Genomic DNA, 19,079 nt, shown 5'->3' on the forward strand with positions numbered 1-19,079 from the left:
CGGGCGAATGCCGCTCAGGGGGCGTCCCATCCGTCGGGCAGTTCAGTTGGTTCGAGCATCTCGTCGGGGACCCCACGGGTCCAGGTCGCCTCATCGAACGGCCACGTCCGGTCGCGGATGTCCGCAATGGCTAACTCGGCGGTGGCGTGAATCGATCGAGCTTCGGTGGAGCCGAACAGGCCGACCTCGACTGCGAACTCGAGTTCGTCGGCGTCCTTCAGCCGCCACTCGTCCAAGTCCGCAGAGACCGTGACATCGAGGACGTCATCACGCGAGTCGAAGCCGACCGTGGTACGGGCCCAAGGCTGTTCGAGGTTGACGTACCACCCCACGAACCGATTCTCCGTGACATCCCAGGTTCGGATTACCGAGTAGCTGCGGCCGACGGGATGGAGGCGTACGCAGGGCGGACGGTCCCAGGTGTCGTGGCGTCTCGACCCATCCCATGTGCCCGGCAGGAACGACCTGCCGCGCGGTCCGCCGCGCTCGGCAATTCGCCGCACGATCGGCGAGCCAGTCGGCTGGACGACCGCAGCGACGTCGGGCTCATCAAGCAGGACCCGACACCCGAAGACATACCCGACGTCACCACCCGGGCGGGATCGCCACACCACCTGGGTTCCCGAGGAGAACGGTCGGTCACGACGCATGCGTCGAGTCTGCACCGGATGCGGAGAGCACCTCTCCCCAAGTGCCAGTAATTGGCACCAGCTATCAGCCGCTCCGAAATCCGTCACCCTTACCCGACCGGGAACTACCTATCGCCGCGTATTCGGTGATCGAGAGCAGACTGACATTGTGAGAAGGGTTGCCGTAGTCGGAGGTCCCGGGTCTGGGAAGTCGACCGTCGCTCGCCTCATCGCCGACCGACTGGACGCCCCGCTGGTCGAGCTCGACGCCCTGTGGTGGCAGCCGGACTGGGTGCCGACTGACCTCACCCAGTTCCGCAGCGACGTCCGGACCGTCTCCAACACGCCAGCGTGGGTCATCGAGGGCAACTACCTCGACGAGGTTGGTCGCGACATCGTCTTGCCGCGGGCCGACACGCTCGTGTGGCTCGATCCGCCCCGCCGGATCGCGATCGGTCGCGCCCTTCGTCGGAGCGTGGGTCGCCTCGTCCGACGCACCGAGCTCTGGGACACGAACCGGCAAGGGATCTCGACGTTGAGCCCAGCCTCTGTCGTGCGGCTGATCAAGAGATGGCCGGGCTACTCGAAGCTCATCGAGGAGACGCTCGCCAGCGGCCAGTACCCGCACCTGTCCGTGCACCGTTTGCGCAACGACCGAGAGTTCACCGCCTGGCTCGATCTCGACGGTCACCAGCACAGATAACGTCGACCGAGGCCAGCACGGGTCAGGTGTTCGGCCCATGTTGGACTGCGAAGAAGGCGTCAGCCGCGTCGATCGAGGAGGGTGTGAAGCGGCACATCCTTGTCGTCGGGAGATCTAGCGATGGCACGAACCGCGGATCCCACGCGGATTGGTCGGCGCCGAGGTACCTCGCAAACGTCCTCATGGCTCGGCCACGGACCACGGGGATGATCTCGGACCTGCCTCGGGCGCGGACGTGGACTACCTCCCCGGTGACGATGTCGCAGACGTCGACGACGACTACGAGTCGCTCGCCGGCGCTGACGAGCCGGTGAAGTACGTTCGCGGTGTCTGTGAGCCAGTAGAACGTTCGCTCCTCATACAAGTACCAGACGGGGCGCAAGGTCGGTCCATTCGTGGCCACCCTGGCAACGAGTGATCGTTGAAGGAAGGCGTTGATGTCGACCTGGTCCCCTCGCACACGCGGATCGTCGCACGCGGCACGCGTGGACCTCAAAGTCGAACGGGTCAGCTCTTGAGGTGGGTCACGTCGGTGGGTCGTAGGTCGCCAGCTCTTCGTCCGAGGGCGCCTCGTAGCTACCGCACCACTCGTCGAGTTCCGCACGAGCGATCGAGCGCGACGCCCACTTCCCTTCGAGGTCGCGTTCGACGATCCGCCTCCACAGCTCCTCAACCGGAGCCGTGACATAGCGCAACTCGACGAGGGCGCCGACGGAGCGGGCGGAGTCCCGTAGAGCCTCCCTCTCCTCACGCGCCCAGACACCCCATTCGATGACCACGTTCTCTCCAGCAGAAAGGAGTGTGAGAGCGAGCTCCAACTGGAACTGCTCGATGCGGGCCCGGGCGTCGGCGTCCCAGAGGTCGATCCCAGACGCCATCATCCAGTCGTCCGGGCACATCCGAGCCGCAGGCATCGACGCTGCCAGTTCAAGAGCGAGACTGGTCTTGCCGCTGCCAGGAAGCCCGGTGATCACCACGAGTCGTCCCACGCCTGACCTGCTGTCCACCACGAGGACCACGATTGCACAGCGGAGGATGCGGGACTCAGGCCCTTGTGCTGGCGCGACGCCGAGGCGCTCTCCCTCCGACTCGCTCGAGCCCTCGCCACCTTGGCACCGCACCGATCGTGCGTACCGAACGCCGTCGCAGTGACCCGTCAGCGGCCTCGGTGCCACGTTCGTCCCGCCGGCAATCGGCGCTGCCTGGCAGGCGCCCAAGCCAGAAATCGACGGGCATCTGCTATTGGACCAGGAAAGATAGGGATGTGGCCCCTGAGTACGTCATCACCAGGCACGACCCTGCCGAGTTCACTGATCAAGAACTTGCTGCGGGCGTTCGTCTCTACAACACCGTTGAGGCTGAGGTGTGGCCCGAGGATCCGGTCACGCCCGTGGGCGATGCGATCGCCAGATCACGCGCCGTTCCCTCGACGGTTGGGCGTACAGCGTTCCGTGCTTGGTCCGACGGAACGTTGGTTGGAGAGGTCGAGGTCGCGGTCGACTCAGAACACGACGACAACCCGGACTTGTTGACGTGCCAGATCATCGTCCGAGGCGAATACCGCCGACAGGGTGTCGGGACGGGTCTGCTGGAACGCGTGACGGAGTTCGCTCGGAGTCATGGTCGCCGACGCCTCGTCGGGAAGACCTACTCGCGAGTTCCCGATGGCGCGCAGTTCGCTCGACGAGTTGGCGCTGTCCAGAAGAGCGAGTCTCACACCAACCACCTGCCGTTGGCTGAAGTTGACCGAGCACTCTTGGAGTCGTGGGTACGCGACGGCTCGCAGCGAGCCCACGGCTATGAGCTGTTGTCATGGGACGACACCGTCCCCGACGAACACCTTGGGGCGTTCCTCGACCTTCTCCTCGTGATGAACGATGCCCCGACCGATGACCTCGAACTCAACGACTTCACGATCTCTCCTGGACAGTGGCGAGACGTTCAAGCCCAAGCTGCGGCGGTCGGACAGCAGCGATGGTTCCTGGTGGCGCGCCGGTCGAGCGACGGCGCGCTCGCCGCACTCCACGATCTCGCATGGGTCCCAGCATTCCCGCAGGTGATGTGGACCGGCTCCACCGGAGTGCGGCGAGAGGACAGGGGCCACGCTCTCGGCAAGTGGTTGAAGGCATCCATGACACTGCGCGTCCTCGCGGAGCGGCCCGGCGTCTCCGACATCCGAACAGACAACGCGACAAGCAACGAAGCCATGCTCTCCATCAACCACGCCATGGGCTATCGGCCCCTGTTCGCGATTCGCCACTGGGAGCTACTGGTGGAGAAGAGTCAAGCCTAGCTTTTCCCTTCTCACAACCCGCCGCGAGGGCTTCGCTCGGTCTCGAACCTGCGGCCCTCGCCAGAGACCAGTCCGAGCCCGTAGCCCCGGCACCGAACCAAGCCCCGACGTGCCGATCACCAGCGAGCCTCCGGCCGGGACCGCTCCGGGGAGCGACCGCTCCGATCATCCACTCCCGCTGGCCTCGACGGTGCGCGAGCCGGCAATCGGCGCGGGTCCGAGTCACCAGCGCGCATGGCGCGCGTGACAGCGTCGGGCCCGACGGGCACCATGCGGTCATGGCTCATCTGGTCGTACTCGTCGGGCCGGTCGGCGCCGGCAAGAGCACGGTCGCCGGTCGGCTTGCGCAGCTTGTGAGGCAGAACGGCATGACCGCGGCAGACGTCGACATGGACGACGTCGCATTCATGCAGTGCGGCGGCGACGATGTGGAGGAGTTCTGGCGGCGGGCGGCAGTCGCGACGGCCGGGCTCATTCGGGCATGGTTCGACGCCGGCGTCGACGTTGTCATCACACACGGCCCGTTCTTCGAGTCCGGTGGGTTCGAGATCCTCCGGCACGCGCAACCGGTCGAAGTCGACGTCCACCACATTCTGCTCCGCGTCACAGCCGAGGTCGCCATCACCCGTGTCCAGAGCGATCCGACCCGAGGCATTTCGAAGGATCCGACGTTTGTCCGGGACTCGAACGATCGGCTGCGAGGGCTCAGCGACCTGCTCCCGGTCATGAACCTCGAGCTCGACACGACTCAACGCGGCCCCGACGAGATCGCAGCCGACGTGATGGCTGCCGTCACCGCTCCGACGCAACACGCCTGAGTGCCAGCGGGCTGCCGCCGGGACCGCTCCGGGGGAGACCGCTCCGATCATCCAGTCGCGCTGGCCGTGACGGCGCGCGAGCCGGCAATCGGCGCGCCGGGAGCTGTTCGACGAGCTGAACGTTCTGCTGCGCTCAAGGGAGTTGCCTGGCATCGACTCGCACATGAGGAATAGGTAACGGCCGGGCCGCGGCGCGTGCTCCTGGGACGGCGCCGCCGACGGGTGCTCCTACGGACCGCTGATCGGGCTAGCGGAAGAAGCCCCCGAATGGGCCGAAGTAGGTGGCCCCGAAGCCGTCGAGGACGCCCTTGACCTCGTCGCTCGGCGTTCCGAACACCTGCAGACTCACCGGATCGACGCATGCCAGGAACCGCTCCGCGAAGTTGGCTCCGAAGTTCCCGAGGTGCACCATCGTCGCGGCGGAATCGGAGTATCGCTCGTAGATCGCGAGCTTGCCTTCGGCTTCATCGATGAACCACTCGTAACCCAAGGCGCCCGACTCGTCCTTCGTAGACGACACCATGTCGGCCATGAGCGACCGAAGGTTGTCGAGCTCGCCGTTCTTCACAGCGACCTGAATCACCCACGAGACTTCGTCTGCCATTGCAAACCTCCTCGACTGTCTGGGTCAGTCGATTCCCACCCGACGGAACAAGACAGGACCCGAGCGACTGCCTCGCCTTAGATCCGGGCTGGGAACACGGATCGCAACGCAACCTAGCCGACGCACCTCTCCTCGCACCGAGAACGCAGACTGCTTCCTTCCGCGAGCGCGACCGATCGACGGTTCCAGCAGCTCCGCGCCGAGGCCGCACCGAGCGGGCAAGCAGAACGCGCCGACCGATCCCGGCGAGGCCGCGGAACAGATCCTGTTCGTTGGCGACAACCTGCACGACGACATCGGCGGAGCAACCAGGTCCGGCCTGCCGTCAGTCCACATGGATCGAGACGGGTCCTGCCAGGCTGACGACCACGCCGACATCGCGAGTTGCGTCAGAGACCTCAGATCGCTGCTGGCGTGGCTTGGCTGAGCAGCACCGATCACCCGCGCAATGGACCCGGGCCTCGCGTGCTCCAATCCGTACCGATCGGCGCGTAGCGCGCCGCCGCCCACGAGATGGCATCTGACACCAGAGGGATGGCGGCTCAGGCGTCAGGGGCGGGCTGCCGGAGTGCGTGGCTATCGAGCTCCATTTGGTAGATGCGCTTGAAGTCCTCGATTGCTGCCAACGCTCGCTTCCCATGCGGGCTTGCCGCCATCTCGCCCTCCTGTCCTTTCACGGGTTCGAAAGAGTGCAGGACGATCTTTTCGAGGAGCTGTCCGAGGGTGAGTCCTTCGAGCTCGGCGAGCGCCTTCAGGACCTTCACCATGCTCCGCTCCATCCGGACGCCGATTTGGACGCGATCGACGCGCGTCGGAGCATTCCGTTGGGTCGGGACCATGGGACCAAGTTACCGTAGTCCCACCGACCTAGGAGAGACCATGTCCGATCCGTACGCGCTCGCGGTGCACAGCTCCTTCGACGAAGTCGAACCGCAGTTCCATGCCGTGCTGGAAGCGAGCCTTGACCCCCGTGGTCCAGATGCGCTCTTCGACATCGTCGCTGGGCTCGGACTCGAGAGCGGCGCGGTCGTGCTCGACGCCGGGTGCGGCCGCGGGCGACAGTCACTGGAGCTGGCGCGGCGATTCGGCTTCGACGTGCTCGGCGTCGACCCCGTCGACCGGCACGCGCCAATCGACAAACAGCTCGCCGAGCGACCCCTGACGGCCGGATCGGTGCGCTTCACCGAGGGGAGATTCGAGCAGCTGCCAGTCGAGGACTCCTCGATCGACCTGATCTTCTGCCGTGACTCGATCATGTTCGGTGACCTCGCCGTGACGGCAACCGAGTTCCACCGCGTCTTGCGTCCCGGCGGCCGAGGTCTCGTCTACCTCGTCCTCACCGGTCCACTGATGAGCGAGCCCGAGGCCGACCACTTCGACCATCTCATGCGCGGCCGAACGCTTCGCCCGGCCGAGATCGACGCAGCACTTGAACGCAACGGTCTCACTGTCAACGACCGCATCGACTACAGCGGCGAGTGGGCGGAACGATCCCAGGAGCAGGACGGAGAACCTGCTCGACGACTCCTGTTCGCATCTCGACTACTGAGAAGGCCCGATCACTACATCCAGAAGTTCGGACAAGACCACTACGACATCATGCTCGGCGACTGCCTCTGGCACGTCTACCGCATGATCGGGAGACTCTCCGGCTACGCCTGCACCTTCACGCGACCGTTGGCTGCTTCTCCGCCGCCCGAGTAGAGCCGCCATTGATCGCCAAGGTCGGCGAGACCGAGCAACTGATGCCGCACCGAGCGCGCGCTCCATAATCCGCATCGGCTCCTGCACTTGACCCGAGCAGAACGGCGCTTCTCCAGCGGCGATCGGGACGGCGGGTGCTAGCCAGGCGAGTCCTCGCGATCGGCACTTCGGCTGCGGGACCGAGATCAGTCGATCTAGATGAGATGGCCCTCAAAGAACTCGGAGACGTTGTCGAAGCCGGCGGCGGTCAACATGCGCTCCTCCTGGGGTGCTGGGTCGGGTGCGGCATCCCGGGTGACGACCGCCAGCACAGCACCTGCGGCTTCGGCCTCAGCTACCGCTCGCACTGCCACCTCCGAGTCGATGTTTCCGAGGATGCAGACCGGTCCGCCAGGCGCATAGACCGGCGGCGCAGGCACGAGCATCGCCGTGACCCCTGCGAGCTCCACCTCGGCAAAACCGACCTCCGCTGGCTGGGAAGGGTCCAGAGGACACACCCACCAACGCGAGACAACGGTCAGTCCGAGGTCCGACAGCATCTGACGCTTTGCGGTGTCCTGGCGCGCGGTCACCACCCGGACTCGGACCGGTCGGGCGAGGGGCTACGGGCCAGGGGAAGGGGTACGCCTCGCAAGGGTTGCCCATGGCGACTGCCTCGGGGATGGCCAGCGGCAACTGGGGGCGTGCCCAGTCGAGCCAGCGGTGGTGGGCTTCGATCGCCTCGTAGCTCGACGCGAAGCTCGGCGCCCGAGGAAGCCGTAGGACCAAGTCATGACCGAGCCGGAAGATGGCGTTCACGGTCCCGGACGACCGGAGACGCCGCAGCGGCAGCCCTCGCCAGCGAGGGAACTGGGTGTCGACGAGAGAGCGCGCGAGGGAGTCGTCGATGGGAACCTCGTCGCCGTGGAGGGGAGTGTGATCGGTCATAGACTGGCCTACAGCACCGGTGTCACCGAACAGGGCTCCCGGCGCTCTCGACCGTTCTGAGGAAGGTCAGGCTCGGCCAATCGATCGTGAGTCCCTCGCCATCATCAAGCGCCACCCACCGACCGGCGTAGAAGTTGAGAACCTCCGCACACGGGGTCGGTTCCCCGTGCGTCCAGCGGCGAAGGTGCTCTCCGACCACGTGCTCAGCCCTGTCGATGCCGCCGCGGTTCTGCGCGATCACCGCGCGACCGGGCTTGGTCCGCTTGCGACCGGTGCTCCTGAAGGTCGCCCCCGCGGCGACGCTGCCCCAGAAGCCATCATCGATGCCGACGGTACCTTCGACCAGCAACTGGAGGAGGTCGTGCGGCATGCCGCCGCGGCCGAGGGCCATCGGGGTGCCGGGGATCCTGGTTCGCTTCCCTCGAACTGCCTCCCAGTACGAAAGGCGGTCCTCCACCATCTTGAAGAAGGTGATGCGCACGAACCGCCACCGTAGGAGCGACTACCTATCACCGACACCAAATATCGAACGCGGCCGCCTCTCCGGCGAGAAGGATCGGCGCGTCGCGAGCGGTCAAGTCTTCTGTCAGGTCGGAGGTGACTCGCAAGCGGCGATCAGAGACGGCCCGTCGAGCGCTCCCACCTCAGATCGGAAGCGGGTCAGGATCGACTCGTATCTCTCGCGGGCACCTGGGATGCCTCCGAAGTGGGGTGCGTGATGCTCGAGGGCCCACTCGTAGAGCGGGTGAGAGCGATCATCGCTGGTCACGACGCCCGCGAGGCTTGCCCTGCCCCGGTGAATGAGATACCCGTCGGCTGCGAAAGGGAAGTTCTCGGCAGCAAGGCCAGCCTGCTGGGCGGCTGCGAGGAGCTCGAACGACGGGTCACCATCGTCCCGGAAGGTGGGTGCACCAGGGTGCCAGATCTGCATGGGATCGATGAGCAGGCTGTACAGCTCCAAGCGGTGCATCTCATGCCATGGATCCCAGTGGCGCTCGCCGACGATCGCGGCGCCGCTCCCAGCGACGGCCAGTGCCTCACGGAGCACGTCGCCACGGCGTATGACCACATCGGAGTCGAGGATCCACACGTAGCGGGGCGGTGTCGGTTGCTCGACAAGCTCTCCCATCGCCTGGTTCAGGGCTGGGCCGTGGTGAGTGTTCTCGTCGTTGGCGAGCAGTCGGCAGAGGCCTGCCTCGGACGCTTCGGCGAGCAGCCGACCTGACCCGTCGCTCGAGCCGTTGTCCACCACAACCACCTCGACGTCATCGTCGAGGACGCGGTGTAGCGACCAAAGAAGCAGCGCGGTGAACTCGATGGTGTTGAACGACACGGTGACGACGCTGACCCGGCCTTGACCGATGCTCCCGGACACAGAACGAGTATCGACGACGATCGCACCTATCGGGCACTCAGTATCCCCACGAGCTGGCGCATCGCCTCCGCCCCGATCGGCGCATCTCCAGCGTCGATCAGGACGGATGGCGGCTAGGAATCCTGGGCCAGCCGCGTGTCTGAGTGATGGTCTCGAGCACGCCGGAGCGCTCTGCCCGCTCAGCAGATCGACGTGCGGATCCGTCGGTGCGAGACTGGGACGACACGGCCATGGATCAGGAGCGCACCATGTCGGGCCTCGCCATCATCACCGAAGCGTGCATCGGCGTGAAGGACCGTGCGTGTGTCGACGTGTGCCCGGTCCAGTGCATCTACGAGCTCGATCAGGCCAAGGGTGTGTTGTTCTCCGAGGACGAAGCCGGCAGCGGCGAGATCGAGAACACCCACGCGCCCGACCCGGACTCCATCGGGGTGTTCGGGGACAGCCTGCTGTACGTGAACCTGGAGGAGTGCACGTCGTGCACCGCCTGCTACCAACCCGACGTCTGCCCTGTCGGTGCGATCTATACCGAGGAAGCCGTGCCCGACGGCACCGATCCCAAGGCCTACAACGCCGAGGACCCGCACAAGGGCCACGACCACACCTTCTTCATTCAGCTCAGCCGCGACGTCTTCGCCGACTGACGGTGCCGGCCCGCCATGAGCGGAAACCGGGCAGCCTGGGGGCGGTGTGCCCCGAAGCGAGCGCGATCGCCGGCATCCGATGCGTCGTGTCGACCCCCCTTGAGACCGAGAGCAGCAACCTCGACGAGGTGTCGCTGTCGCCTCCAGCTGGCCCACGGCTTGACCGTGACGGAAGACGGGCGTTGATCACGGGCCTCCTGTCGGCGATGCCAGGCCACTCGGCGGGCCGTCTGAGCAGGACGCCACACGCCTCTGGGCGATGTCTACCGATCGCGGAAGCCTCAAATGCGGACGCCTATCGGCGGCACCGATCTCCAGAGCGCGTGGTCAGCACGCCGGCACTGCCGCGGTGAGCCTCTCCGCGCCGACTGGTCAGGATCTGTAGACGTCTCGGCGGTGACCCACGCTCACCACGAGCACGACGAGGCGACGGTCGTGCACCTCGTAGATGATCCGATAGTCACCGACCCGAACTCGGTAGGCGCGCTCCTCGCCCTTGAGGGCCACACACCCCGGCGGACGAGGCTCGTCTGCCAGCAGGTCGATCGCAGCTCGGATCCGCTGCTGCTCACGCCTGGGCAAACGGGCAAGCGACTTCACCGCTCGACGCGCGATGTGGACCTCATAGCGGCTCACGCCAAGCCCAGGTCCGCCTTGACCTCATCCCAAGGCACGTAGTCGTCCTCTTCCCGAGCGGCTTCGAGCTCGTATCGATCGATCGCGTCCTCAGCCGCCTCGACGACCTGGTCGTACAGGTCGGCGTCGAGGATCACGGCCACGCGTCGACCTCGCCGCGTGACATAGACGGGCTCGCGTGATCGCCTCGCCTCGTCGATGATCTCGGCAAGCCGGCTCCTCGCTTCGCTCACGGCGATATCGCTCATGTACGAATCGTACATGAAGCCTCGGCGGGGGCGCCTCCTCGGGCTCGGGCGCCTTCCACGGCAGAGGTCAGGGGTTCGAGTCCCTTTGCGCCCACCACGCGCCTGCGCCTTCCGGCGCTAGATCGCCAGCTCGCTCTTGGTGCGGCCCTGGCGGGACCAGTAGGAGTCGGTGCGCCCGAGGCGGAAGTGTGCGGGCTTCTCGTCGTCGGCCAGCAGCTCGGTCTCCAACCACAGGCGCTTGAGGTGGCGGACCTTGCCGCTGGCGCGGTCGTCCTCGTAGCCCTTGCGGGCGTGGAGCACGTGGTAGTTGTTGATGAACTGCATGTCGCCCGGCTGCAGAACCATGCTCACGTGGTGCTTCGGGTCGGCGCACATCTCGTCGACTCGGTCGAGGGCTTCCCGGGCCCGGTCGGAGATCAGCGGGGCATCCTCGTGGCGGGTCACCGAGTCGATGTACGGGCGGATGTAGCGCACGAAGAGCCGGGCGCCCTTCCGGCTGCAGATCGGCATCAGGTACCAGCTCTTCCCTCCTGGCGGCTGCTCGCCTCGGAGGTCGTAGGGATAGGGCTGGTAGAGCTCGGCGGCCAGCTCCGGGTCGGTGCGCACCAGCTCGTTGTGGATGGTGACGATGTTGGCCACCAAGCTGGCACCGCCTCGCAGGCCGGGGTCGAGGCAGAACAGCCCGACGAGGTCGGAGCCGTCGGAGTGGAAGGGGAACGGCACACCGCCGATCTCGTTGCCCCGTGAGGTCCCGTCGGTGTAGCTGCGTCCCTGGTCGGTCACATCGCCGAGCAGGTGGCCCTTGGCGTTCTGCGGCCAGGGCGCACCGAGGTGGGCACCGACGCCCCAGTAGATCGTCGACGCCCGCTCCTTCGAGTAGCGCTCCATGGGCAGACCGCGGATCAGCGTGACCCCCCGGCCGTTGATGAGCTCGTCGGTGATGCGGGCCAGCTCGGGGCCGAGGGTCGGGAGGGGGAAGTGGTCCTTGGTGACGTCGAGCACGTCGTCGCAGCGGCGCTCGGCTTCGTGGAGGGCGGCGTCGAGCTCGGACACGTGCTCGTCGCTGAGGTGGAAGACGTAGCTCTCGCCGAGGTCGTCACGGCGCCACTCGCACTGCTCCTCCAGCGGCTCGAGGTCGGACGGGTCGACGGCGGTGCTGGTCTCGGTCGTGGTCATCGGGAACCTCCGGTGGTGGGCGGGTCGTGCTCGCTCATGCGGGAGCTGCCTCGCGCAGTGCCGGGAGCACCTCGGTGCGCACCAGTCGGTCGGCCAAGCGGGATGCCTCACGGTCACCCCCGAACGTCGGTCCCGTGAGGACGAAGCGGTCGAGCCCGAGGCGAGCGAGCCCCTCGAGCCGCTCGACGCAGCGATCGGGCTTGCCGACGACGGCGAAGCGGTCGACGAAATCCGGCTCGAGGACGTCGGTGTGGGCGGCGTCGTTGCGCAGGTGCTGGTGGCTGTCGTAGCGATGCCCCACCTCGGCCACGACCGCCTTGTCCCTCTCGGCCAGGCCCGCCCCGGTGGAGCCCGGCATGGACGAGAAGTGGGCGAACGCGGCGACGCCGCCGGCGATCAGAGAGCGAGCCGTCTCTGCGTCGGGATGGCAGCCGATGTTGACGTAGGCGCCGAACGCCACCGCACCGGGCTCCCGGCCCGCGTCGGCCACGGCCGAGCGGGCAAGCTCGATGGCCCAGGCGAGCCGGTCGGGGTCGGCGCCGACGGCGAAGGTGATGCGGTCGGCGACGCGAGCGGCAAGGTCGATCACCTTCGGCCCGGACGCGGCCACGTCGAGGGGGACCTTCGCCTCCCGTGTCCGGTCCAGCCACCGGAGCCGGCTCGCGAACCCGTTCAGCTCCACCGAGCCACCCCGCAGGTAGGTCTGCAGCTCCTGCAACCGCTCGCCGAACGGGGCGACCGGCATGGGCGTGCGGCCCAGATGGAACAGGGCGGTGTCGCCCCGGCCGACGCCCAGCAGGAACCTCCCGCCCGACTCCTCCTGCACGGTGACGGCCACGTTGGCGAGAGCAGCGGGGTGGCGGGTGGCGAGGTTGGTCACGGCCGTGGCGAAGCGCAGCCTCTCCGTCACCCGGGAGGCGAGCGCCACGGCCACGAACGGGTCGCCGACCAGGTTCTGTGAGTCGGTGAAGGTGATGCCGTCCCATCCCGCCAGCTCGGCCCGCTCGGCCTGGCCCTCTGCGGTGCGCACCTCGGGGGTGCGGGTGCTCCACAGCTCCACGTCAGCGCTCCTCCCGGGGCGAGGACGGCGATCGGTCATCGCCGTCGGCGCGACGGTAGCGCGCCGGCCCGTCCCGCATCCTCGTGACCGCCCGCTCGACAGGTGCCGCGGACCGACGCCCGAGGAGAGGCCAGCGGCGTAGGGTCACGGCCATGAGCACCCACCCTTCGGCCCCTCGTCTCACCCCCTTGACCCTCGACGAGATGACCGACGACCAGCGCGAGCTGGTGGGCGCGGCGGGCCAGAGCCGACCGCTGAACATCTTCGCCACGCTGGTGCGTGCTCCAGGCCTCTACCGGCGGTGGTCGACCTTCGCCGGGAAGCTGCTACGAGGCGGCAAGCTGCCCGAGCGCGACCGCGAGCTGGTGATCCTGCGCACCGCGCTCCGCTGCGCCGCCGCCTACGAGTGGGGCCAGCACATCTCGATCGCCCGTGATGCCGGCCTCAGCGACGAGGAGATCCTCCGGGTCGCCGAAGGCCCGTCGGCCGACGGATGGAGCGACCACGACCGTGCCCTCGTCACCGCGGTCGACGAGCTCCACGATGCGCACTGCCTCGGCGACGCGACCTGGCAGGCGCTCGCATCGAGCTACACCGACCAGCAGATGATCGAGCTGACCTTCCTGTCCGGTCACTACGCCATGCTGGCCGGGGCGCTGAACTCCTTTGGCGTGCAACCCGAGGGGCCGCTCCCCGGCCTGGGCGAGGTCTGAGGTGAGCGACGGGGGACGGCTGGCGGGCAAGACGGCGGTGGTCGTCGGTGCCGGCCAGACTCCGGGCGAGACGGTGGGCAACGGCCGCGCCACCGCCCTCACGTTCGCTCGCGAGGGCGCCCGCGTCTTCGCGGTCGACCGCGACAGGGAGTCGCTCGACGAGACCGTCGCCATGATCCGCGAGGCGGGCGGTGAGGTGACGGCGCACGTGGCATCCATCGGGCCCGAGGAGGTGTGCCGCAGGATGATCGAGGCGGCCCACGCCGCGCTCGGCCGGATCGACATCCTCCACAACAACGTGGGCATCGGGGCAGGCGACGCTGGAGTCTCGTCGCTCGAGGAGCGGGCCTGGGACCGGATCATGGACGTCAACCTCAAGGCCATGTGGCTGACCTGCAAGCACGTGCTGCCGGTGATGCGGGACCAGCGGGCCGGGGCCATCGTCAACATCTCGTCCATCGCCGCGATCGAGGTGCCGGGCAATCTCGTGGCTTACAAGATCTCCAAGGCCGGTGTGAACGCCCTGACGCAGTCCCTCGCCGCCAGCAACGCCCGGTTCAACATCCGTGCCAACGCCATCATGCCGGGGCTGATGGACACGCCCATGGCAGTCGACGCCGCAGCACGTGCCTCGGGCCGGACCCGCGACGAGATCGCCGCCGCCCGGGCCGCGGTCGTGCCGCTCGGCCACCAGGGGACCGCGTGGGACGTCGCCAACGCCGCCCTGTTCCTCGCGTCGGACGAGTCGGCCTTCGTGACCGGGGTGCTCCTCTCTGTCGACGGCGGCCAGTCGCTCTGACCCGCTGCCGACGATCAGTCGGTGGTGGCACGCGACCTGCGCCGCATGGTGACCACCGACAGCGCCAGGACCACCGGATAGATCTCCAGGCGGCCGAGGAGCATCTGGAGCATGGTGACGAGGCGGGCCGTCCACGGCAGCGCCAGGTAGTCCCCCGCCGGGCTCACGGCGCCGAGGCCCGGGCCGACGTTGCCGAAGCTGGAGGCCGACGCCGAGAACGAGGTGATCATGTCGGGCCCGGTGAGGGCGATCAGCACGGCACCGCCGCCAAAGATCACCAGCGCCAGGATCATGAAGCCGACGATCCGCGTGGCGATCTCCTCGGGGATGGCGCGGTCGCCGACGCGCACCGGGCGCACGAGGCGAGGGTGGAGCTGGCTGAGGGCAGCGCGATGTGCGTAGCTGGCGACAGCGAGGAGCCGGACGATCTTCACCCCGCCGGCGGTCGAGCCGGCCATCGCCCCGAGGGGCAGCAGCACCATGACGATGAGCTGCGCCCCCTGGCTCCACCCTCCGAAGTCGGCCGTGGCGTAACCGGTCGTCGAGACGACCGACGTGATCGAGAACAGCGAGGCGCGAGCGTGCTCCCCCATGGGCGATTCGACGTCGGCGACGACGAACACCACGCCTGACGCGATCAGCACCAGCGCGGCATAGGCGCGGAACTCGGTCGAGCGGAGCAGCGGGCTCGGGCGGCCGCGCAGCGCCCGGTAGTAGAGGGCGAAGCTGCCACCAGCCAGGAACATGGCCGTGATGGCGATCCACTCGACCGCTGCCGATTCGAAGTGCGCGAGCGACGCGTCGTGCGGTGAGAACCCGCCTGTCGACACGGTCGTGAAGGCGTGGGCGACGCCGTCGAAGATGCTCATCCCGGCGGCCAGGTAGGCGACGGCGACCACCGCCGTGAACCCGGCGTAGACCGACCAGAGGTTGCGCGCCGTCTGACGGACCTTCGGCGTCAAGCGCTCGCCGGGTGGGCCGGGTGCTTCGGCGGTCATGAGGCTCATCGCCCCGCTGCCGACGGTGGGCAGGACCGCGATGACCAGCACGATCACCCCCATGCCCCCGATCCACTGGGTCATCGCCCGGTAGAGCAGCAGCCCCTGTGACGTCTCCGAGATCGGCCGCAAGATCGTGGCGCCGGTCGTGGTGAAGCCGGAGATCGACTCGAACAGCGCCTGGTCGAACGACGTGAGGCGACCCGACACCAGATACGGTGCGGCGCCGACGACGGCGAGGGCGACCCAGGCCATGGTGACGGTCAGGAAGACCCCGAGGCTGCGCACCTCCTTCGGGACGACGGTGCTGCGCCAGACCACCAGGCCGATGACCGTCGTGGGAACGCCGCACACGGCGAGGGCGGCGACATCGGGCCCGCCGTCGATCCGGTCGACCATCGCGGCGATCATCATGGCCACCCCGGCCACCGTGGCCGACAGCGCGGCGACGTGGATGGGCAGGGACGGGCGCGGCTGGGATGGCACCAACCAGCCCCTGGCGCCCTCCAGGATCATGCGGTGAGGTGCTGACTGGCCTTGTGCAGGTCGCTGGCGCGGGCGAACACCACGACCTTGTCACCGGCGACCAGCCTCGTCGGACCGCGCACGATCTCCACCGTGCCGTCAGCGTGCACCGCGGCACCCAGGAGGACCGAGCGCGATACGTGGAGATCCGCCACGACGGCGCCGTCGGCGGGGCTCCCCGGAGCGACGGTGAACTCGTTGACCTCCACGTCGCTCTCCAGGAACGTGGCCACCGAGCCGCCACCGCCGCGCATCTCGCGCAGAACCGCGTTCGCCGACGCCGTCCGGGGGCTGAGGGTCGCGTCGATCCCGAACTTGCCCACAAGGGGCAGCAGCGCCAGCCGGTGCATCACCGCGACGGTGAAGCCGGACCCCTCCGCGGCGGCGTAGGCGCAGGCGAGCACGTTGGCGGTGTCCTCGCCAGAGGTCGCGACCACCACGTCCATCGTCGCGATCGACTCCTCGGACAGCAGCGCCACGTCGGTGATGTCGCCGTGGATGACCCGCACCTTCGGCGACGCGGCTGCGAGGTGCTGTGCCCGGACGAGGTCGCGCTCGATGATCACCACCTCGGCACCCTCGGCCGACATGGCCGTGGCGACCATCGACCCCACCGCGCCCCCGCCGAGGATCATCAAGCGACGCACCCGCCGGCTGACGGCGCCGATCAGCTGCAGGGTCTCGCGGCGAGCGACCTTGGTGGTCAGCACCCGCACGTGGTCACCGACCTCGAGCACCTCGTCGCCCCGGGGGATGATGGTCTCACCACCTCGGGTCACCGCCCCGAAGAGGAACTGCCAGTGCGGCTCGAACTCCGCCCCGACCTCGCTCAGCCGACGGCCGGCCACCGCCGAGCCCGACCGGATGACCGCACCGATGACCACCAGCTCCCCACCGACCATGGGGTAGACCTCGTCGGCGCCGGACAGGTGGGCGAGCTCGAGGATCTCCTCGGCCGTGTCGGCGTCGGGGTCGATCACCACGTCGGCCCCGACAGCCAACAGCAGCTCCCGCCCCGCCGGACCCCGCAGCTCCTCGGTCTGGACCCGCACGACCGTCTTCGGGACGCCCGCGCCCTTGGCGAGGAGCGAGGCGATGAGGTTGACCTCGTCGCTCTGGGTCACCCCCGCCAGCAGCGAGGCGCGCTCGATGCCCGCCTCGGCCAGCACCGAGGGGTGGCACCCGTTCCCCACGATGACCTGGATGTCGAGGTCCTCACCGATGGCGCTCGCCGTGGACTCGTCCTGCTCGATCACGACCACGTCGTGCTCGGTGCCCAGACGCTCCGCCAGGTACCACCCAACCTCACCGGCTCCGACGATGACCACGTGCACCGCCGCAGTCTTGCGGGTAGGAGGGGGTACCGGGCGCCATGCCACGGGAAGGACTCGCCCGGGGCTCCCGCCGGCGTCGTGCCGCCCTCGTAGGATCAGGGCATGAGCATCGACCTGCCGCCCCGCTGGGACGTGAGCGACGTCTTCCCCGATCTCGGCTCGCGCCAGTTCGCCGCCGCCCGTGAGGAGCTCGGCGCCGAGCTGACCCGGCTGTCAGGCCTCTACGACGAGCACGACGTGCGGGGTGGTGAGACCCGCCCCGTCGACGAGGTGACCGTGGAGGCCTTCGAGTCCGTGCTGGACGCGACCAACGACGTGCTCGAGCGGGTGCGCGTCCTGTACGCCTTCATCTCGTCGTTCGTCACCACCGACGCGCGCCACGACCTCGCCCAGGGAGAGCTGTCGTCGTTGCAGGCCGAGCTGGCGGAGCTGTCCAAGCTGCGGAGCCGCTTCGACGCATGGGTCGCCGTACTCGGCGACGAGGAGCTCACGAAGCGCTCCCAGCTCGCCGCCGACCACGCCTACCCCCTCGAGCGGGCGACGGTGCGCTCCACCCACCAGATGACCGAGCCCGAGGAAGCCCTCCAGGCCGACCTCTCCCTCACCGGCTCCAGCGCGTGGCAGCGGCTCTACACCACCTTCACCTCCCAGCTCACCGCCGCCGTAGCCGGCGAGGAGCTGCCGATGAGCCAGGTGCGCGGCCTCGCATACGACGCCGACACCGAGCGGCGACGGGAGGCCTTCGACGCCGAGCTGGGAGCCTGGCGGGCCAGCTCGGTGCCCGTCATCGCCGCCCTCAACGCCATCAAGGGGGAGGCGTCGACCCTGAACCGCAGGCGAGGGTTCGCCGACGACCTCGAGCCCGCCCTGCTCTCCAACGGGGTCGACCGCCAGACCCTGGAGGCCATGCAAGGCGCCTGCGTCGATGCCTTCCCCGACTTCCGCCGCTACCTGCGTACCAAGGCCGGGATCCTCGGCCACGAGGGTGGTCTGCCGTGGTGGGACCTGTTCGCGCCGGTCGGCGGCGAGCCGTCGCAGACGTGGTCGGAGGCCACCGCCGCGGTCACCTCCTCGTTCGGCTCCTACTCACCGCAGCTCGAGCGCCTCGCCCGCCGGGCCGTCGACGAGCGGTGGATCGACGCCGAACCCCGCGACGGCAAGCGCGACGGTGCCTTCTGCATGGGCTTCGACGGCGACCGGTCGCTCGTGCTCATGAACTTCGACGGCTCGGCGCGCGACGTCTCGACCCTCGCCCACGAGCTCGGCCACGCCTACCACAACGTGACGCTCGCAGACCGGACGCCGATGCAACGCCAGCTCCCCATGGCCCTTGCCGAGACGGCCAGCATCTTCTGCGAGACCATCCTCATGCAGGACGGCCTCGCCGCCGCGACCGGCGACGAGCGCCTCGGCCTGATCGAGGGCGACCTCCAGGCCTCGTGCCAGATCGTCGTCGACATCCACAGCCGCTTCCTGTTCGAGCGCGCCTTCGGCGAGGCACGCGCCAAGCGGACGGTGTCGGCCGACGAGGCGTGCGCCCTCATGGCCGAGGCCCAGGAGGCCACCTACGGCGACGGCCTCCACGACGAGCACCGCCACCCGTGGATGTGGGCGGCCAAGCCGCACTACTACTCCAGCGCCTTCTACAACTGGCCGTACACGTTCGGGCTGCTGTTCGGTCTCGGCCTCTACGCCCGCTACCAGGCCGACCCGGAGCGGTTCCGGGCCGGCTACGACGACCTGCTCTCGTCCGTCGGCCTCGCCGGAGCCGCCGACCTCGCCGCCCGGTTCGACATCGACGTGCGCGACCGTGCCTTCTGGGACGCCAGCCTCGACGTCATCCGGACCCGCATCGACGACTTCGAGAAGCTCGCCGCGCTGCCTACCTGAGGG

22 protein-coding genes are annotated in these 19,079 nt (G+C 68.3%); 8 read left to right on the top strand and 14 right to left on the bottom strand.

The genetic code is table 11. From position 1 onward, the window contains the following. Positions 1-14: 14 nt before the first annotated feature. Positions 15-650 carry a DUF402 domain-containing protein gene (locus VMN58_12125; GenBank protein ID HUF33943.1) on the bottom strand — a complete coding sequence of 212 codons (636 nt, stop codon included), beginning with the start codon at positions 648-650 and terminating at the stop codon, positions 15-17. Positions 651-798: 148 nt separating this feature from the next. Here VMN58_12125 and VMN58_12130 point away from each other — a divergent pair, with 148 nt between their 5' ends. After that, positions 799-1,332 (top strand): AAA family ATPase, encoded by a 534-nt coding sequence (locus VMN58_12130; protein ID HUF33944.1) that lies wholly within the window; start codon positions 799-801, stop codon positions 1,330-1,332. A 22-nt stretch (positions 1,333-1,354) separates the two neighbouring features. Here VMN58_12130 and VMN58_12135 read toward each other — a convergent pair whose 3' ends face one another. Together VMN58_12135 and VMN58_12140 are read right to left on the bottom strand one after the other, a co-directional pair. Then, positions 1,355-1,792 (bottom strand): pyridoxamine 5'-phosphate oxidase family protein, encoded by a 438-nt coding sequence (locus VMN58_12135; protein ID HUF33945.1) that lies wholly within the window; start codon positions 1,790-1,792, stop codon positions 1,355-1,357. 64 nt (positions 1,793-1,856) lie between these two features. Next, positions 1,857-2,351: an ATP-binding protein gene (locus tag VMN58_12140; protein ID HUF33946.1), complete on the bottom strand. Its 495-nt coding sequence runs from the start codon at positions 2,349-2,351 to the stop codon at positions 1,857-1,859. Positions 2,352-2,596: 245 nt separating this feature from the next. On the opposite strand from VMN58_12140, the gene VMN58_12145 reads away from it, so the two are divergent. Together VMN58_12145 and VMN58_12150 are read left to right on the top strand one after the other, a co-directional pair. Beyond that, complete coding sequence (locus VMN58_12145) at positions 2,597-3,625, top strand: GNAT family N-acetyltransferase (protein ID HUF33947.1); 1,029 nt, start codon at positions 2,597-2,599, stop codon at positions 3,623-3,625. Between the two features lie 278 nt (positions 3,626-3,903). Then, complete coding sequence (locus VMN58_12150; GenBank protein ID HUF33948.1) at positions 3,904-4,443, top strand: hypothetical protein; 540 nt, start codon at positions 3,904-3,906, stop codon at positions 4,441-4,443. A 247-nt stretch (positions 4,444-4,690) separates the two neighbouring features. On the opposite strand, the gene VMN58_12155 is transcribed toward VMN58_12150, so the two are convergent. After that, positions 4,691-5,047 (bottom strand): antibiotic biosynthesis monooxygenase, encoded by a 357-nt coding sequence (locus VMN58_12155; protein HUF33949.1) that lies wholly within the window; start codon positions 5,045-5,047, stop codon positions 4,691-4,693. Between the two features lie 542 nt (positions 5,048-5,589). Beyond that, positions 5,590-5,814: a hypothetical protein gene (locus VMN58_12160; GenBank protein ID HUF33950.1), complete on the bottom strand. Its 225-nt coding sequence runs from the start codon at positions 5,812-5,814 to the stop codon at positions 5,590-5,592. 112 nt (positions 5,815-5,926) lie between these two features. Between VMN58_12160 and VMN58_12165 the strand changes: the two genes are divergently transcribed. Further along, positions 5,927-6,751, top strand: coding sequence for a class I SAM-dependent methyltransferase (locus VMN58_12165; GenBank protein HUF33951.1), 825 nt, complete (start codon positions 5,927-5,929; stop codon positions 6,749-6,751). 194 nt (positions 6,752-6,945) lie between these two features. Here VMN58_12165 and VMN58_12170 read toward each other — a convergent pair whose 3' ends face one another. The 3 genes from VMN58_12170 to VMN58_12180 form a co-directional block, all read right to left on the bottom strand. Further along, positions 6,946-7,323, bottom strand: coding sequence for a hypothetical protein (locus tag VMN58_12170; protein ID HUF33952.1), 378 nt, complete (start codon positions 7,321-7,323; stop codon positions 6,946-6,948). A gap of 377 nt (positions 7,324-7,700) precedes the next feature. After that, on the bottom strand, positions 7,701-8,159 hold the full coding sequence (locus VMN58_12175) for a hypothetical protein (protein ID HUF33953.1): 459 nt from the start codon (positions 8,157-8,159) through the stop codon (positions 7,701-7,703). 105 nt (positions 8,160-8,264) lie between these two features. Beyond that, a complete protein-coding gene (locus VMN58_12180) occupies positions 8,265-9,011 on the bottom strand; it encodes a glycosyltransferase (GenBank protein ID HUF33954.1) in 747 nt (248 codons plus the stop codon). 248 nt (positions 9,012-9,259) lie between these two features. Between VMN58_12180 and VMN58_12185 the strand changes: the two genes are divergently transcribed. Next, positions 9,260-9,697: a hypothetical protein gene (locus tag VMN58_12185; GenBank protein HUF33955.1), complete on the top strand. Its 438-nt coding sequence runs from the start codon at positions 9,260-9,262 to the stop codon at positions 9,695-9,697. A 372-nt stretch (positions 9,698-10,069) separates the two neighbouring features. Here the strand turns inward: VMN58_12185 and VMN58_12190 are convergent, their stop codons facing one another. From VMN58_12190 to VMN58_12205, 4 genes are all read right to left on the bottom strand, one after another. Beyond that, positions 10,070-10,333, bottom strand: a complete 264-nt coding sequence (locus VMN58_12190) for a type II toxin-antitoxin system RelE/ParE family toxin (protein HUF33956.1) — start codon at positions 10,331-10,333, stop codon at positions 10,070-10,072. Further along, positions 10,330-10,596 carry a type II toxin-antitoxin system Phd/YefM family antitoxin gene (locus tag VMN58_12195; GenBank protein HUF33957.1) on the bottom strand — a complete coding sequence of 89 codons (267 nt, stop codon included), beginning with the start codon at positions 10,594-10,596 and terminating at the stop codon, positions 10,330-10,332. The genes VMN58_12190 and VMN58_12195 overlap by 4 nt, the downstream gene beginning before the upstream one ends. A 102-nt stretch (positions 10,597-10,698) precedes the next feature. Next, positions 10,699-11,757, bottom strand: a complete 1,059-nt coding sequence (locus VMN58_12200; GenBank protein ID HUF33958.1) for a TauD/TfdA family dioxygenase — start codon at positions 11,755-11,757, stop codon at positions 10,699-10,701. Positions 11,758-11,791: 34 nt separating this feature from the next. Then, positions 11,792-12,817 (bottom strand): LLM class flavin-dependent oxidoreductase, encoded by a 1,026-nt coding sequence (locus VMN58_12205; protein ID HUF33959.1) that lies wholly within the window; start codon positions 12,815-12,817, stop codon positions 11,792-11,794. Positions 12,818-12,969: 152 nt separating this feature from the next. On the opposite strand from VMN58_12205, the gene VMN58_12210 reads away from it, so the two are divergent. Continuing rightward, positions 12,970-13,530 carry a carboxymuconolactone decarboxylase family protein gene (locus tag VMN58_12210; protein ID HUF33960.1) on the top strand — a complete coding sequence of 187 codons (561 nt, stop codon included), beginning with the start codon at positions 12,970-12,972 and terminating at the stop codon, positions 13,528-13,530. A 1-nt stretch (position 13,531) separates the two neighbouring features. Then, positions 13,532-14,329, top strand: coding sequence for an SDR family NAD(P)-dependent oxidoreductase (locus VMN58_12215; GenBank protein ID HUF33961.1), 798 nt, complete (start codon positions 13,532-13,534; stop codon positions 14,327-14,329). A gap of 14 nt (positions 14,330-14,343) precedes the next feature. Here VMN58_12215 and VMN58_12220 read toward each other — a convergent pair whose 3' ends face one another. Both VMN58_12220 and trkA read right to left on the bottom strand, forming a co-directional pair. Then, complete coding sequence (locus tag VMN58_12220) at positions 14,344-15,813, bottom strand: TrkH family potassium uptake protein (protein ID HUF33962.1); 1,470 nt, start codon at positions 15,811-15,813, stop codon at positions 14,344-14,346. A 26-nt stretch (positions 15,814-15,839) separates the two neighbouring features. Beyond that, positions 15,840-17,186, bottom strand: coding sequence for a Trk system potassium transporter TrkA (gene trkA, locus VMN58_12225; protein ID HUF33963.1), 1,347 nt, complete (start codon positions 17,184-17,186; stop codon positions 15,840-15,842). 102 nt (positions 17,187-17,288) lie between these two features. Here trkA and VMN58_12230 point away from each other — a divergent pair, with 102 nt between their 5' ends. Beyond that, positions 17,289-19,076: a M3 family oligoendopeptidase gene (locus VMN58_12230; GenBank protein HUF33964.1), complete on the top strand. Its 1,788-nt coding sequence runs from the start codon at positions 17,289-17,291 to the stop codon at positions 19,074-19,076. Positions 19,077-19,079: the final 3 nt, after the last annotated feature.

This window comes from Acidimicrobiales bacterium, assembly GCA_035512495.1.
Taxonomy (GTDB): domain Bacteria; phylum Actinomycetota; class Acidimicrobiia; order Acidimicrobiales; family CADCSY01; genus DATKDW01.